Here is a 15,415-nt window from a genome sequence, read left to right on the forward strand (position 1 = left end):
CTTTCAAGTGGAGCGGGTAGAGGGAATCGAACCCTCAACTAAAGCTTGGGAAGCTTTCGTTTTGCCACTAAACTATACCCGCTCAGAGCGGCTGACTTTGTACCAGATGTTCGCTGCAATTTGAAGTTTTTCTTTGAAAAATGTGTGGGTTGCGTGTGGCGAGGGCGCTTGTTCGCCGTCGCCAGTCTCCATTTCAAAGGGTAGCTGCATGCTGCGTCTGCCCCTGGTGATAGCGCAGCCGGCTCACCTGTCGCTCTGGTTTCAAGAAGCCCACCACTGCCTCACGGCTATCCCGGCACGCCGCTTTGTGTTCCATATCCAGAAAGTGCCCCGTGGCCTGGATGGTGCTGAAGCTGCTCTTGGCCACATGCTGGCCAAACAGCCTGGCATCCTCGGCGCTGGTGTATTCGTCCCATTCGCCGTTCAAGAACAACACCGGAATGTCGATCTGTTTGGCCGCCCTGAGGTAGCACAGCCGGTCGCTGTTGAGTACGTGGCTGATGTGAAAGTGCATCTGCCCATATTCGTGCTCGGCCAGGTTGCTGACGTGGCGGTAGTTGAAGCGCTTGAACAGCGACGGCAGATGCTTGCCGATGGTGCTGTTGACCAGGTGGCCGATGCGGTCGCGGTCGAGGTTGCCGAGGTAGTCGACACCGCGTTCAAGGTAATCGCGCATCGGTGCGTTGATCACTGGCGAGAATGAGCTGATCACGGCTTTTTCCACACGTCGAGGCCGGTGTGCAAGCGCGACCAGCGTGGCGGCACCGCCCCACGAAAAGGACAGCACATGCTCTGCGGCGAAGTGATCGAGCAGTTCCAGGAGAATCTGACCCTCAACTTCCTTTGTCAGCATCTGCTCATGGCGGTTATGGATTTTGGAACGGCCGGCGTAAGGCTGGTCGTACAAAACCACATTGAATTGCGGGTACAGGCTTTTCACGGTTTGAGCAAAGGACGCCGTGGTCGCCATGGAGCCGTTGACCAGGACGATGGTCTTTTCAGCCGCGTCCGCGCGATAGAACTCCGTGTACACCCGATACTGACCCTGTATATCCAGCACAGCGATTTCTGGCCTCATGTCGTAAGACTCCTGGCAAGCGGGTAGTGCGCGCAGATCACTCTGCACGAGCTTTGTGACAGGTAGGCATACGCCTTGAAATGAGGGCCCATGTCGGTCCGATGACGGCTGGCCGGCGGGTATTGTTATGAAGGGCGGTTTGCCTGGGACGCCCGTAGATCAAGCGCGGGCTGGGCAAGGTGTTCTTGGAGGTTATGGGCGACTCGCCAGTCATGATTTGGCTGACGTCTTGATTCAAGCAGCACAGGCGCCAGCTCGCAAGGCGACGAGCTGGTTTTTTGCCATCACCGGCTGAACGGTCGTCAGACCTGTCGGATCTCGTCGTCAGTCAGCGGCCGATAGTGGCCCGGTGCAAGGGCGTTATCCAGCACCAAAGGCCCCATCCGCTCACGGTGCAGGCCAATCACTTTGTTATCAAAGTGCCCGAACATGCGCTTCACCTGGTGGTAGCGGCCTTCGATGATGCTCAGGCGTGCGGTCCTAGGGCCGATTAGCTCAAGTTCGGCGGGTTGAGTGGTGAGATCTTCAAAGGCGAAATACAGGCCAGCGGCAAAGGTGGCTGCATACTCAGGACCAATGTCCTGCTCGGTTTCAACGAGGTAAACCTTGGGCAGTTTGGTCTGGGGTTGGGTCAGGCGCCGCGACCATTGGCCGTCGTTGGTGATCAGCAGCAGCCCAGTGGTGTTGAAATCCAGACGACCGGCGATGTGCAGCTCGTGCTTGTCCGGTTCACTCAGCCAATCAAGCACGGTGGGATGCACCGGGTCGGCGGTAGCGCTCACGCAACCTTGGGGTTTGTGCAGCATGAAATAACGCGCCGGTTTGCCGGCTTGCAGTACCTCATCATCGACACAGACGCGGCTGAATTCTCGCACTTCATGGTGGGGGTCGCTGACGGCCACGCCATCGACTGTCACCCGTCGCTCAACCAGCAGCACACGCACTTGCTTACGATTGAAACGCGGCAGGTTGCTGAGGAAACGATCAACGCGCATTACGGCTGTTCAGCCCCACGCAATTGCGCATCTACCTGCGCACAGCGTGGGCACAGGCAGGTCTTATTGCGCAGTTCATCGGGCAGCGCTTCGAGCACCGCCGGGTCGATAGTGACGGTGTAGCACCAACAGGCTTGGTCGGCGGTGCGTGGGTCGGCCAGGGTGCAGTCGTTGCGGGCACCGCAGGCAGGGCAAAGGGTGGGTGAGGTCATGTCGGTTCGGGCTGTATCGCGCAATTCCCTGCACGATACAGCCCCGTCCCACTATTGCAAGCTGCGCAGGTAGCCGCGCCAGCCGTTGAAGTGGCTGATGTCCACGGCGCCGGTCAAGCCGTAGGGCTCGCAGATGAAGCCGGTTTCCCAACGCCCGTCGGCCAGTTGCACCTTGCCCAGGCCCAAGGGTGCGGGGATACCGGTGAGAAATGAGCCCAATTCGCGGCTCGGCAGCTCCCACACTTCCACCTCAATGGCCACGCCGCCTTCACTCACCCGCAGCATGCCAGGGCGATAGGGCGGCCCACCGGCCAGCGCGAACAACTGATAGTCGGCCGAGCTGTGGGTGCGCTCCAGCAGGCGCGCGCCACGCCGCACTAATTGGCCGTTAAGCGCCAGCCCCTGCAGGTGCGCGCCGCACACCACCAGCTGGCTGAAGTCATGACCTGCGCTGCCGACAGGCACAGGCAGCGACGTATCGTGCTGGCGCTGCAACGCATCCGCCACGCCCAGCAGGTATTGGTCGGTGAATGCTCGGCCAAACAGCGTCACCCCCCAAGGCAAACCGTTGCGCATAAAGCCGCTGGGCACGGCGACGGCGGCGTAATCCAGCAGGTTCATGAAGTTGGTGTAGTAGCCCAGCTCGGCGTTGCGCAGCACCGGTTCGGCGCGCAGTTCTTCCAGCGTCACCGGGCGGCCGATGGTCGGCGTCAGTACGCAGTCGAGGCCTTCAAGCAAGCCATCGCACTGCGCTTTCAAGGCTTGCAGGCGGTACTGCGCACGGAAGGTCTGCACGCCGTTCACCGCAGGCGCCTTAGCCAGAACCGCACGAATCACTGGCAGCACGGCCTCGGGGTTCTGCTCCATCAGTTCACCGGCCACGCTGTAGCGTTCGGCCACCCACGGCCCTTCGTAGAGCAGGCGCGCGGCTTCAAGGAACGGCGACAGATCCAGCGTCACCGGCTCGCCACCCAACGCCGTCAAGCGGTCGATGGCCTGCGCAAACAGCTGCGGGCCTTGCTCGCAACCGAAGTACTCCAGGTCCTGCTCGCGCGGCACGCCAAAACGAAATGCGCGGGGTGCACCAAACGCAGACGCATCATTCCACGCCGGGTTTGCTCGGCTGTACGCATCCAACGGATCGAGCCTGGCGGTCAGCGCCAGTAACTGGCCGGCCTCGCGCGCGGTGCGGGTAAAGGTGGTGACGCAATCCAGCGTGCGGCACGCCGGCACTACGCCGGCTGTGGAGATCAAGCCTTTGCTCGCCTTGAGCCCCACGAGGTTATTCAGCGCCGCCGGCACCCGTCCGGAACCGGCAGTGTCGGTGCCCAGGGCAAAACTCGCGACACCTAACGCTACGGCCAGCGACGACCCGGCGCTGGAGCCGCCCGACGGATACTCCGGCAACACGCTGTTGGGGCACGCGCCATACGGCGAGCGGCTGCCATTGAGCCCGGTGGCGAACTGGTCGAGGTTGGTCTTGCCCACTGGCACCGCGCCCAAGGCGATCAACTGCTCGACAATGGTCGCGTTGCGCTGCGGCACATAGGCGAACGCCGGGCACGCGGCGGTGGTAGGAATGCCAGCCAAGTCAATGTTGTCTTTGATCGCAAACGGCACGCCGAACAACGGCAACTCAGCCGGTTCGCGCGCGTCCAATGCGGCCAGGTACGGCTCCAGCTCCGCCTCCGTAAGCAAGTGGATAAACAGGTGATAATCGGGGTTCAAGTGCGCGGCTTTCTCGCGCAGGTGCAGCAGCACTTCACGGGGCGTGGTGTCGCCGCTCAGGTAGGCATTGCGCAGGTTGTCCAGTTGCAGGTTCATGGCTTGTCCGCCTGTAGAAATAGAAGAGTCAGTCACGTTCGAGCACCACCACCCGCTGCCCGGCGCCTATGCCGCTGCCGGGTTGTACGGGGATCTCGCGCACGGTGCCGGCGAACGGCGCCACTACCGGGATTTCCATTTTCATCGACTCCAGAATCACCAGCACATCGCCAGCCGAAACCTGCTCACCTGCAGCCACCTGGACTTGCCAAAGGTTGCCGGCGATAGGGCTGTCGACACTGATTTGGTTGGCCTGCAACGGCGTGTCTGCACCTTGTGGTGCCGCGAGTTCTTCACTGTCGAAATGCGCCTGGCCGCTGGCGATCCAGCGTTCACGCTCGGCATTGAAGGCGTGCTGCTGATGCTCACGAAACGCGCCAATGCTTGCGGCTTCGCGCGCGAGGAAATCCTGATACTGCGCGAGATTCAAATGGCTGTGCTCGATGCTCAACTCAAAGCGCCCCAGCGGAAAATCGCGCCGGATCTGCACCAACTCATCAGCCGTCACCGGGTAAAAACGGATCTGGTCAAAGAACCGCAACAGCCACGGCTTGCCATCAAACGCCGCGACCTCCCGGTAACGGTTCCACATCTGCAAGGTGCGCCCCACAAACTGATAACCGCCTGGACCTTCCATGCCGTACACGCACAAGTAAGCGCCGCCAATGCCCACCGAATTCTCGGCGGTCCAGGTGCGGGCCGGGTTGTATTTGGTGGTCACCAGACGGTGTCGCGGGTCCAGTGGCGTTGCCACCGGGGCGCCGAGGTAGACGTCACCCAGGCCCATCACCAGGTAGCTGGCATCGAACACCGTGTGGCGCACTTCGTCGAGGTGGGCGAGGTCGTTGATGCGCCGGATGAACTCAAGGTTGCTCGGGCACCACGGCGCGTCCTTGCGCACGGTGGTCATGTATTTTTCGATCGCCAACTGGCACGCCGGATCGTCCCACGACAGCGGCAAGTGCACGATGCGCGAGGGCACTTGCAGGTTGGGGGTGGCGCATACGGCGGCCCATTGCGTGGTGATCAGTGGCAGAAAGTCCGCCAGCGGCAGTTGTTCGGGTTGGTAGTGGATTTGCAGGGAACGGATGCCTGGGGTCAGGTCGATAGCACCTGGCAGGGCGAGAGTTTCCAGGGCTTGCATCAGCGCGTGGGCACGAAAGCGCAGCACCAGGTCCAGCTCGGGGGCGCCGATTTCCAGCAGCAGATGGGTGTCACCGGCGAGGCGGGCGACGAGACGGGTGTCGCCTTCACCGACCTCCAACACCACAGGCGACCCGATCTTAAGTGGGACACGGTCGATGTGGGAGCCGGGCTTGCCCGCGATGGCATCATTGCGGTCTGCCTGAGGTACCGCCTTGTCTGTATCGCAGGCAAGCCAGCTCCCACATTGATCCCATTTCAAGGCGAGGTCGCGGGCGGTTTTGAGGTTCACCGGTTCGAACCGCAGCTTGTCACCCGCCTTGAGTTGCCCCAACTGCCAAAGGTCCGCCTCGATCACCGTCACCGGGCACACAAACCCACCCAGGCTCGGCCCATCCGGCCCCAGGATCACCGGCATGTCTCCGGTGAAATCCACCGCGCCGATGGCATACGGGTTGTCATGGATATTCGACGGATGTAGCCCCGCTTCGCCACCGTCCGTGCGCGCCCACAAAGGTTTCGGCCCGATCAACCGCACGCCGGTGCGGCTGGAGTTGAAGTGCACTTCCCATTGGGTGGCGAAGAAGGTGTCGATGTATTCAGGCAGAAAATATTCCGGCGCGCCGTGCGGGCCATAAATCACTCGTAGCGTGCGCACCGCGGGCAGGGGTTCAGAGATCAATTGCTGGCCGGCGTCGGCGTCTGTCAGTGGAAGCAAATGCAACACATCGCCAGTGCGTAAAGCGCGCCCGGCGTGCCCGCCGAATTGACCAAGGGTGAAGGTGCTTTTGCTGCCCAGGTAATCCGGCACTTGCAGCCCGCCGCGCAGGCACAGATAGCTGCGCGCACCGGCACCTATGATGCTGCCAAGGCTCAACACTGAGCCTGCTTCAACCCACAACGCAGTGTTCATCGGCACTGGCTGGTCATTCAGCAACAGCGTGATGGCTGCGCCGGTAACAGCGACGACCGCCGCGCAATTAAAGCGCAACAGCGGCCCATTCATGGTGATTTCCAGCGCCGCCGCATCGTCGTCATTGCCCAGCAGGCGATTGCCCTGGCGCAGTGCGCGGCTGTCCATCGGCCCTGAGGGCGGCACGCCGACGGCCCAGTAGCCGAGGCGGCCGGGGTAGTCCTGCACACTGGTTTGGGTGCCGGCGCTCAGTACTTCGAAGGTGCTGGCGCTGTAGACCAGGCCTTCCAGGCAACGCGTCCACGGGCGGCCGCTGGCAAACGGCGTGGCCAAAAGGATTTGGCGCAGGTAATCGCGGTTGGTTTCCACGCCATAGAGCTGGCTGTCGCTCAATGCCTGGTGTAGATCCAGACGCGCCTGTTCGCGGGTCGGCGCCCACGTGATGAGCTTGGCGATCATTGGGTCGAAGTAGGGCGGGATTTCGCAACCGGCTTGCACCCAGGTGTCGATCCGCAAACCTTCAGCCGTCGGGAAATCCACACGGGTTAACAGGCCTGGGCTCGGCTGGAAACCCTTGCCTGGATCTTCCGCATACAGCCGCGCCTGAATCGCGTGGCCCTGAGGGTGCAGTTTCAATTCGCTCAACGCAGGTAATTCACCCGCCGCCAATTGCACCATCCAGCGCACCAGGTCGACGCCCCAGACTTGTTCTGTGACGCCGTGTTCTACCTGCAGGCGCGTGTTCACTTCGAGGAAGTAGAAGCGGCCATCGGCGCTGTCAAAGATGAATTCAACGGTGCCGGCGCTGCGGTAGTTGACGGCCTTGGCCAGGGTGATGGCCGCTGTGCACAAGGCTTCGGCCATGCCGTCGGGCAGGTTCGGCGCGGGTGTTTCTTCGAGGACTTTCTGGTTGCGCCTTTGCACGGAACAGTCGCGCACGCCAAGGGCGATGACTTCGCCCAAACCGTCGCCGAACACCTGCACTTCCAGGTGGCGGGCGTGCTCGATGTATTTCTCGATAAACACACCGGCGTCGCTGAAGTTGTTTTGCCCCAGGCGTTTGACCGCTTCAAAGGACTCGCTCAGCTCCGTCGCATTGCGGCACACACGCATGCCGATGCCACCGCCGCCTGCGGTGCTTTTGAGCATGACCGGATAGCCCACGGTTTCGGCTGCCAGCAACGCTGTATCGAGGCTGTCGAGTAGCTCGGTGCCTTCCAATAATGGAATTTGATGGTGTTTGGCCAAGGCCCGCGCGGTGTGCTTGAGGCCGAATACGCGCAGCTGTTCGGGTGTCGGACCGACGAAGGCTATCCCCGCATTTTCGCAGGCTTGGGCAAAGGCGGCGTTCTCTGAGAGAAAACCGTAGCCAGGATGAATCGCCTTGGCGCCACAGGCCTTGGCGGTGGCGAGGATTTTTTCCACAGCCAGGTAGGTGGCCGCCGCTGCGCCTTCGCCGAGGCTGTAGGCTTCGTCGGCTTGCTGGATATGCAGGCTGGCGGCATCGGCTTCGGCGTATACGGCGATGCCTTTGACCTGCAGCTCGCGCAAGGTGCGCAGGATGCGGCAGGCGATGGCGCCACGGTTGGCGATCAAGAGTTTTTCGAACATGGCAAAACCCTGCGGGCCGTCCCGCAAAGTGAGGGAGCACTGCGGTCGTCCGCAGTGCATGGGGTTAGTGTGGGAGCCGGGCTTGCCCGCGATGGCGGTGGGGCAGTCAGCTTATCGGTTGGCTGATGGACCGCTATCGCAGGCAAGCCAGCTCCCACAGTTGATCGCTAGTGTTTTCGGATGCATTGCCCGGCTCGGGACTGGCACAGGGCAAATAACCACTTACGCAGGCGTTTTATTTTCAGTTCCATACCAGTAACTCCGCAGGGGTAGGGTTGTATCCATTGCATGGATTATTCAGTTGCGGGCAGTTGGAGATCAGCACGATCACGTCCATCTCTGCACGCAGGTCGACGTACTTGCCGGGCGCGGAAATGCCGTCTTCAAAGGTCAGCCCGCCGTCGGCGGTGACCGGCACATTCATGAAGAAATTGATGTTCGGCCCGATGTCACCTTTACCCAGCCGACCGTCGTGGGCGCAGGCGCGCAGGTAGTTGTCGCGGCAGCTGTGCATGTAGCGTTTTTCCAGGGCGTAGCGCACGGTGTTGCTCTCTTGGGCACAGGCACCGCCGAGGGTGTCGTGGCGCCCGCAGGTGTCATCGACGATGGTCAGCATCGGCTGGCCAAGGTTGGAATACAGCACGCTGCCGCTGCTCAGGTACACGCGGTTTTGCCGCCGCAGGGTGCGCTGCACGTCATAGCGTTCCTTGGGGTTTTTGCGGCTGTAGAACAGCGTGTCGACGGCCTGGTTGCCCTCCAGGTCGAGGATGCGCAGGGTCTGCCCGGCCTTGACCTCCATCAGCCATGGCTCGCCAGCGGGGATGGTGGCGCGGTACACGGCTGCCTCGGGTTGTTTCAGTGCGATAGACATGGCAGTTCCTCAGGCGAACAGGCGGTCGGTGTTGATAAAGCCGCGCTCGTTTTCCGGGCGCGAAGTGCGACAGTGTTCGGCAACGCTGGGGGCGGCATTCATCCAGCTAAGTTTCAGTGGTTGCGGCGCGTAGTTCGGGTTGGGGTCCATCGGGTGTTGCAGCGCGGTGAGCACCACCAGTGTGTTCATCGGCGCGTAGAGTTCGATGTAGTCACCCGCCCTGGAATTGTCCGGCACAAATTTCAGGCCGCCGCCTTCGTCAACGCTGACCCGGCTGAACAGGTTGAGGGTCATCAGCAGGTCGGAAAGCCCCAACCCCCACTTGCCCAATTCCACCAGCAGGTTGTCGGTGCCGTTGCGGAAGAAGCTGTTGCGCAGCTCCTGATAACGGCCCTGGCCGTACTTTTCAGCGACCTCGGCGGCGCACAGCACGCCGCCGATGCTGTCACTCCAGCCACAGGTGTCGGCGGTGATGGCGGCCAGTACGCGGCCCATGTCCGAGTACAGGCAGTGGCCGCTGGTGAGCTTGGCGGTGTGTTGGCATTTGAGGCTGTCGGGCAGGTTCAGACGCTCGGTTTTTTCATTGGCATTGAGCAGGGTCAGGCTGACGTTGGCGCCACCGCGAATATCCGTGAGGCGCAGCAGTTGGCCGCGCTTGAGCACAAAGGAGCGGTGGCCGCCGCCGGGCAGCATTTCTTCGGCGAAGGGGGGGAACAGTTGAATGTAATCGGTCATTTGGAAGTCGCTCCAAGTTCGGCTGCCAGCGCTTTGCGGCGCTCGCTGTTCAAAGGGATGTCGTAGGTGATGCGCGCGCCATAGGCGCCGGGGGCGTGGGGATCGACACGAACCTTGTCGAACACCAGCAAGCGCGTGCCGAGGCTAAAACCTTCGCTGAGGTCGTGGGTGACCATGAACACCGTCAGCCGGGTTTCGCGCCATAGCGCCAGCAACAGCTGATGCATGTCTTTGCGAATGCCCGGGTCGAGGGCGCCGAAGGGTTCGTCCAGCAGCAATACGCGGGGTTTCATGATCAGGGCCTGGGCGATGGCCAGGCGTTGCTGCATACCGCCGGAGAGCTGCGCCGGGTATTTGTCCAGTGCGTGGCCGAGGCCGACTTTTTGCAGCAGGGCGGCTGCCTGTTCTCGTGCTTCTTGTTTGGCTTTGCCCAACAGCCGTCCCAGCAGCGGCGAGCGCGGTAGCTCAAGGCCAAGCGCTACGTTGTCCAGCACAGTCAAATGCGGGAACACCGAGTAGCGCTGGAACACCACGCCACGGCTGGCATCCGGCTCGCCAGCAAGGGGTTGGGCGTCCAGCAGGATCTGGCCTTTGCTCGCGGTTTCCTGGCCCAGCAACAGACGCAGGAAGGTCGATTTGCCGCAGCCGGACGTGCCGACCAGGGTGCAAAATTCACCCTCATTGACGTGCAGGTTGAGCCCTTCCAGCACCACCTGTTCGCCATAGCGCTGCCACACATTGTTGACGCTGATAAAACTCATGGCCGCGCTCCTTCGTACCAGGGGAACGCACGCCGTGTGAGGGTTTTGAGGCCCCAATCCATCAGCCAGGCGAGCAGGGTGATCCACACCACGTAGGGCAAGATCACGTCCATCGCCAGGTAGCGGCGCACCAGGAAGATCCGGTAGCCGAGGCCGTCGGTGGAGGCGATGGCTTCGGCGGCGATCAGGAACAACCACGCCGAGCCGAGCATCAGCCGCAGCGAGATCAGCAGACGTGGCAGCAGTTGCGGCAGCACCACACGCAGCATCAAGGTCCAGGTGGACGCGCCGAGAGTCTGCGCTTTCACCAGCAGTTCGACGGGGATTTCCCGCGCGCGCTGTTCCAGATCACGCGCCAGTGCCGGGGTGATGCCGATGACGATCAGCATGACTTTGGACAACTCCCCCAGCCCGAACACGATGAACAGAATCGGTAGGATCGCCAGTGGCGGCACCATCGACAGCACCGTGAGCAGTGGCGACAACGGCGCGCCAAACAACGGCAATGTGCCGGCGGCGATGCCCAGGCAGAGGCCGGCGAGGGCGCTGATGCCTAAGCCGATCGCCAGGCGGCGCAGGCTGGAGGCGCTGTCTTGCCACAGCACATATTCACCGGTACGCGTATCGGCGCTGAACGCCAGACGTTTTATGGCGTCGCCCATTTGCACGGCGCTGGGCAGCAGCTTGTCGTTGGGGTTTTCTGCCAGCCGCTCGGCCGAGCCCACGAAGTAGGCGAACAGCAGCAGGGCGAACGGCAGCAGCACCAACAGCAGGCGGCTGGAGCGTTCCGGGTGACGGTTGATCAGGCGCATGGCCGGGTCCTCTTACAGCGCGCCGTCGGCGGCCATCTGCACGTAGCTGGGGTCGAAATGCAGCTTGAGGTTGGCGGTGTCGCCGCTGGTTACGCCATTGGCGAAGCTCATACCCACGGCGCTGGCGTCCTTGGCCCCTTCGCCGAGCAGGCCGTGTTCAAACGAGAACTCGGCGACCTTGCGCAGGGTGGCGGGCAGTTGCGCGCTGATGACGAACGCCAGGGCTTCCTTGGGCGTCGCGAACAGCTTGGTGGTGTCCAGTTGCGCCTGGAAACCCTTGAGGTCGGTGCCGGAGGCCTTGGCCATATGTTCAAGCGCCGCGGTGCTGGCAGCGTTTTTGGCGTTCATCAGCGCGACCACTTCAAACCACGCGCCGGTCAGCGCTCTGCCCAGGGCCGGGTTGTCTTTGAGGGTTTGGGTGTTGACCACCATCATGTCCATGATTTCGCCGGGCACTTTGCTGGAGTCGAACACTTGGGTGACGCCCGGTTTGGCCTTGATCTCGGAGAGCATCGGGTTCCAGGTGGTCACGGCTTGCACCTGGTCGGTGTTGAAGGCCGCGGCGATGTCGGCGTCGGAGGTGTTGACTACTTTGAGGTCTTTTTCGGTCAGATCAGCGGATTCCAGGGCGCGGGCGAGCAGGTAGTGGGACACCGAGAGTTCCACCAGGTTGACGTTCATGCCCTTGAGGTCGGCCACGGTCTTGCCGGTGCCCTTGATCACCACGCCATCATTGCCGTTGGAAAAGTCGCTGACCACCAGCGCTGTGCTGTCCACACCACCTGCGGCGGGAATGGTCAGGGCGTCCATGTTGGTCATGGTGCAGCCGTCGAACTGGCCGGCGGTGTATTGGTTGATGGACTCGACATAGTCATTGAGCTGCACCATATCGATCTTGATGCCGTACTTATTGGCCCACTTGTCGAGGATGCCTTGGCTGCCGGCGTACTCCCACGGCATCCAGCCGGCATAGATAGTCCAGCACACACTGAAGTGGTCTTTGGCAGCTGCTTGGGTTTGAAAGCTCAGCACGGCGGCGAAGGCGGCGGTGAGCAGGGTGGGTAAACGGATTGTGGGCATGTGGCTTCTCCAGTTGAATATGGGCGAGCAGGAGCAACGCGGCACCGTGAACGGTGGCTTGTCTCCCGGGCTTTTATCCCGCCGTGTAACCTCAACTGGAGGTCGCCAACTCTCGGACCAGCCACTCGCTTTTCAAGCGAGCCGGAACCCTAGTCGGCCATTGCAAATTGTGGTGCCGCGAACCTGTGATGAATCCTGCACAGGCTTGCTAAAGCGAGAGTCGTGCCAAGTGATGGATGGGCCTCTAGGGCAAGGGGTTGCAGCGAGGTGGTGGTTGGCTGGTGCGCTGACGTGCGTTGTGCTGGTGCGCCGTCGCACTGCAATGAGGCGTTCAGTTCGTCCGAAACAGGTATTTCAAACTGTGTCAAAGGCGCACCAGATTCGGTTTTTGATGTCAGATATTTCGTCATTCAGTGAAGGCTGAATGCCGCTCTCCAGCGTCGCTGGAGGAGCTCTTCCGCGGTCCAGGAGGCCGCCATGTATAGACGACTGCTGCTTATCGCTTTGCTCGGCCTGACCTTGTCAGCTTGTGTGCCCTACTACGATGGAGGCGCCACTTACTATCGCTCCGAAGTCTATACCGCACCGGCGCCCGCCTATTATTACGGCGGCCCGCGTTATTCTCCCTATGGGCGCAGTTATTACACCCCAGCGCCTCGCTACTATGCACCACAACCTCGCTATTACTCGGCGCCGCGTTATTACCAGCCGGCACCGCGTTATTACCCAAGGGCGGGTTACCGACCTTACTCCAATCAAGGGTGGGGTAATCGCTGGGGCAACGGCGGGCATGGGCGTGGTTCCGATCACGGAGGTGGCCGCGGCGGTCATCGTTAAATATCTTGAAAAACAAGCGGCGCATCAAGCGCCGTTTTTTATAGGTACCGTATGTCCGTACTGTCAGATTTAACAGCTATCTTTGAGGCGATAGCTGTATTTCACTAGCGAAAAGCCCTGCGCTTTGCGTGGTGAAACTGAGCAGATGGAATCCCTATGTTCAAACAACTTATTTGCGTGCTCCTGCTGACGAGCTGCATCGTTGCATCGGCCAGAGCGGAGCAAGGCTGTCCTTACCCGGCGCAGGTCTCGTATGTCGACGGGCATTATCGAGCCGAGGACAACGGCCTGCGGTGGCAAAGCCCGAAGGTCAAGTATCGGGGCCTTATCGACGGATTCATCGGCGCGGTCTTCATACCGGGTGAGGACGAGCAGAGGGAAAACGGCTACATGGATAAGTGCATCTACCGCACCGGTTGGGACGGGGTTGTAGCGCTGAGGCCCTACAAGGACAGTAAAATTATCAACATGTCATTGACCAGCACCTTGTATTGGGAACTGCGGCCCGGCGCGTTCACACTGCCGGTATATACCTGCACGGACAGCCAGCCGGACAACTGCGCTTTCAACGTCAACGACAAGCGAACGGACCTGTCAGTAGTCAGATAAATCCGCCAGAGGATTCCTACCTTCCCATGCCTTGCTGAAATGCGCGTGCACCACCGCTTCCGGAAGGGTATTGATATCCGGCCAATGCCAATGAGGTGTCTGGTCCTTGTCGATCAGGCGTGCTCGAACACCTTCGGCGAACTCTGGATGACGGCAGCAATTGAGGCTCATGGTGTACTCCATCTGAAACACCTGTGCCAGGGATAGATGACGGGCACGCTGAATCTGCTCCCACACCAGGTGTGCCGTCAGCGGGCAGCCTTCACTGAGGGTTTTACCCGCGCGGGCCAAGAGCGGATCGCTGTGATCACGCAACAGGCTCAATGCACGCCAGGCACACCGTATATCACCCACATCCAGCCATTCGTCGATCAGCCCACGGCGCGGCAACCATTGCGCTTCGGGTTGGTGGCCGACCGCTTCCTGGGCAAGGGCCTTGAGCAAACTGTTGAGCTGCATTGCGGCCTGTTCCTGCCAGTTCAGTTGCAGCAAACCGTCAAGCAGCTCGTCTTGCTGGTCATCACGCAGGAAGCGGTCAGCCAGGCCCAGTTCCAGGGCATCGCGGCCGTTGACATGAGCACCGGTAAGGCCCAGGAACAAACCGAGCTTGCCCGGCAGGCGAGACAGAAACCAGCTGGCACCTACATCCGGGTACAACCCGATGCTGATCTCGGGCATGGCCAGGCGACTGCTCGGCGTAACAATACGTACCGAGGCACTTTGCAACAAACCCATGCCACCGCCCAATACATAGCTGTGGCCCCAGCAAATCAGCGGCTTGGGGTAGGTATGCAAGCGGTAGTCGAGGCGATATTCGGCAGCAAAAAACTGCGCGGCCAGGGCCGGTACTTCGCCGGGTTGTTCACGGCACTCCTGAGCCAGGCTGCGCACTTCACCCCCAGCGCAAAAGGCTTTTGGCCCGTTGCCGCGCAACAACACACAGGCGATTTGCGGGTCGTTGGCCCAGGCATCCAGGCGTTCTGCCAACGCCAGAATCATGGGCAGGGAGAGGGCGTTGAGGGATTTTTGAGCGTCCAGGCTGGCGATGCCTATGCGCGCACCGCCGTTGCCGGCCAGTTCTTCGAAGTGCAGGTTCATTGTGACCTCAATCGAGAAGGTGAAGGATGAGTATGATCCCTTCGTGGGAAAGTGCCGGTGGTGTGTCAGATCAATTGACAAGCGGGGTCGGCTTTCCTAGGGTTCGCCTCATTCTTTTTTACAAGACAATTCAACTATGACCGATGGCGACCGTATCAAACTCGAACCCAGCTGGAAACACGCCTTGCGCGATGAGTTCGAGAAGTCCTACATGGCCCAGTTGCGCGAATTCCTGCGCCAGGAACATGCCGCCGGCAAAGAGATCTACCCGCCCGGTCCGTTGATTTTCAACGCTCTCAATTCAACGCCCCTGGACAAGGTCAAGGTCGTGATCCTCGGCCAGGACCCCTACCACGGTCCCGGCCAGGCCCATGGCCTGTGCTTTTCGGTACAACCGGGGGTGCCGGCGCCGCCGTCGCTGGTCAATATCTATAAAGAGCTCAAGCGCGACCTGAACATCGACATCCCCAACCACGGCTACCTGCAAAGCTGGGCCGATCAGGGCGTGCTGATGCTCAACACCACCATGACCGTGGAGCGCGCCAACGCCAACGCCCATGCGGGCAAGGGCTGGCAGTTCTTCACCGATCGGATTATCGAGGTAGTCAGCGAGCATCAGCCGCACCTGGTGTTCCTGCTGTGGGGCGCTCATGCTCAAAGCAAGCAGAAGCTGATCGATGCCACCAAGCATCTGGTGCTGACGTCGGTGCATCCGTCGCCGTTGTCGGCGTATCGCGGGTTTCTGGGCTGCGGGCATTTCAGCCGGGCTAACAAGTTTCTTGAACAGAATGGCGAGGCCCCGATCGAGTGGCGGCTGCCGCCACTCTGAAACGGAC

At 61.1% G+C, this 15,415-nt stretch carries 14 protein-coding genes, 1 tRNA gene and 1 riboswitch; of the genes, 3 read left to right on the forward strand and 12 right to left on the reverse strand.

Going from position 1 to position 15,415, the window contains the following annotated elements; all coding sequences use genetic code 11:
- Positions 1–8: 8 nt before the first annotated feature.
- The 11 genes from TK42_RS02220 to TK42_RS02270 form a co-directional block, all read right to left on the reverse strand.
- A tRNA-Gly gene (locus TK42_RS02220) sits at positions 9–82 on the reverse strand.
- A 111-nt stretch (positions 83–193) separates the two neighbouring features.
- Positions 194–1,078 carry an alpha/beta fold hydrolase gene (locus TK42_RS02225; RefSeq protein ID WP_078820531.1) on the reverse strand — a complete coding sequence of 295 codons (885 nt, stop codon included), beginning with the start codon at positions 1,076–1,078 and terminating at the stop codon, positions 194–196.
- A gap of 302 nt (positions 1,079–1,380) precedes the next feature.
- Entirely contained in the window at positions 1,381–2,073 is a 693-nt protein-coding gene (locus TK42_RS02230) for a pseudouridine synthase (RefSeq protein WP_103733496.1), read from the reverse strand.
- Positions 2,073–2,285 carry a cysteine-rich CWC family protein gene (locus tag TK42_RS02235; RefSeq protein WP_103733497.1) on the reverse strand — a complete coding sequence of 71 codons (213 nt, stop codon included), beginning with the start codon at positions 2,283–2,285 and terminating at the stop codon, positions 2,073–2,075. Before TK42_RS02235 ends, TK42_RS02230 begins: the two co-directional genes overlap by 1 nt.
- Before the next feature lie 51 nt (positions 2,286–2,336).
- Positions 2,337–4,109 (reverse strand): allophanate hydrolase, encoded by a 1,773-nt coding sequence (gene atzF, locus TK42_RS02240; protein WP_103733498.1) that lies wholly within the window; start codon positions 4,107–4,109, stop codon positions 2,337–2,339.
- Between the two features lie 28 nt (positions 4,110–4,137).
- On the reverse strand, positions 4,138–7,776 hold the full coding sequence (gene uca / locus TK42_RS02245; RefSeq protein ID WP_103733499.1) for an urea carboxylase: 3,639 nt from the start codon (positions 7,774–7,776) through the stop codon (positions 4,138–4,140).
- Between the two features lie 241 nt (positions 7,777–8,017).
- Positions 8,018–8,647, reverse strand: a complete 630-nt coding sequence (locus tag TK42_RS02250; RefSeq protein ID WP_103733500.1) for an urea amidolyase associated protein UAAP2 — start codon at positions 8,645–8,647, stop codon at positions 8,018–8,020.
- Positions 8,648–8,656: 9 nt separating this feature from the next.
- Entirely contained in the window at positions 8,657–9,382 is a 726-nt protein-coding gene (locus TK42_RS02255) for an urea amidolyase associated protein UAAP1 (protein WP_103733501.1), read from the reverse strand.
- A complete protein-coding gene (locus tag TK42_RS02260; protein WP_103733502.1) occupies positions 9,379–10,143 on the reverse strand; it encodes an ABC transporter ATP-binding protein in 765 nt (254 codons plus the stop codon). The genes TK42_RS02255 and TK42_RS02260 overlap by 4 nt, the downstream gene beginning before the upstream one ends.
- The gene (locus TK42_RS02265) at positions 10,140–10,955 is read right to left on the reverse strand and encodes an ABC transporter permease (protein WP_103733503.1); all 816 of its coding nucleotides are present in this window, start codon (positions 10,953–10,955) and stop codon (positions 10,140–10,142) included. The genes TK42_RS02260 and TK42_RS02265 overlap by 4 nt, the downstream gene beginning before the upstream one ends.
- 12 nt (positions 10,956–10,967) lie before the next feature.
- On the reverse strand, positions 10,968–12,035 hold the full coding sequence (locus TK42_RS02270; protein ID WP_103733504.1) for a putative urea ABC transporter substrate-binding protein: 1,068 nt from the start codon (positions 12,033–12,035) through the stop codon (positions 10,968–10,970).
- 60 nt (positions 12,036–12,095) lie between these two features.
- Positions 12,096–12,199, reverse strand: a riboswitch (guanidine-I (ykkC/yxkD leader).
- Positions 12,200–12,512: 313 nt separating this feature from the next.
- Here TK42_RS02270 and TK42_RS02280 point away from each other — a divergent pair.
- Positions 12,513–12,872, forward strand: coding sequence for a hypothetical protein (locus TK42_RS02280; protein ID WP_081883289.1), 360 nt, complete (start codon positions 12,513–12,515; stop codon positions 12,870–12,872).
- A gap of 156 nt (positions 12,873–13,028) precedes the next feature.
- Positions 13,029–13,481, forward strand: coding sequence for a DUF3757 domain-containing protein (locus TK42_RS02285; protein ID WP_032877281.1), 453 nt, complete (start codon positions 13,029–13,031; stop codon positions 13,479–13,481).
- Here TK42_RS02285 and TK42_RS02290 read toward each other — a convergent pair.
- On the reverse strand, positions 13,467–14,579 hold the full coding sequence (locus TK42_RS02290; protein WP_103733505.1) for an enoyl-CoA hydratase/isomerase family protein: 1,113 nt from the start codon (positions 14,577–14,579) through the stop codon (positions 13,467–13,469). The genes TK42_RS02285 and TK42_RS02290 overlap by 15 nt on opposite strands.
- Before the next feature lie 136 nt (positions 14,580–14,715).
- On the opposite strand from TK42_RS02290, the gene ung reads away from it, so the two are divergent.
- Positions 14,716–15,408, forward strand: coding sequence for a uracil-DNA glycosylase (gene ung, locus TK42_RS02295; RefSeq protein WP_032877279.1), 693 nt, complete (start codon positions 14,716–14,718; stop codon positions 15,406–15,408).
- The last annotated feature ends 7 nt before the right edge of the window (positions 15,409–15,415 follow it).

Source organism: Pseudomonas sp. GZJR-8, from assembly GCF_002916705.1.
Classification (GTDB): domain Bacteria; phylum Pseudomonadota; class Gammaproteobacteria; order Pseudomonadales; family Pseudomonadaceae; genus Aquipseudomonas; species Aquipseudomonas synxantha_A.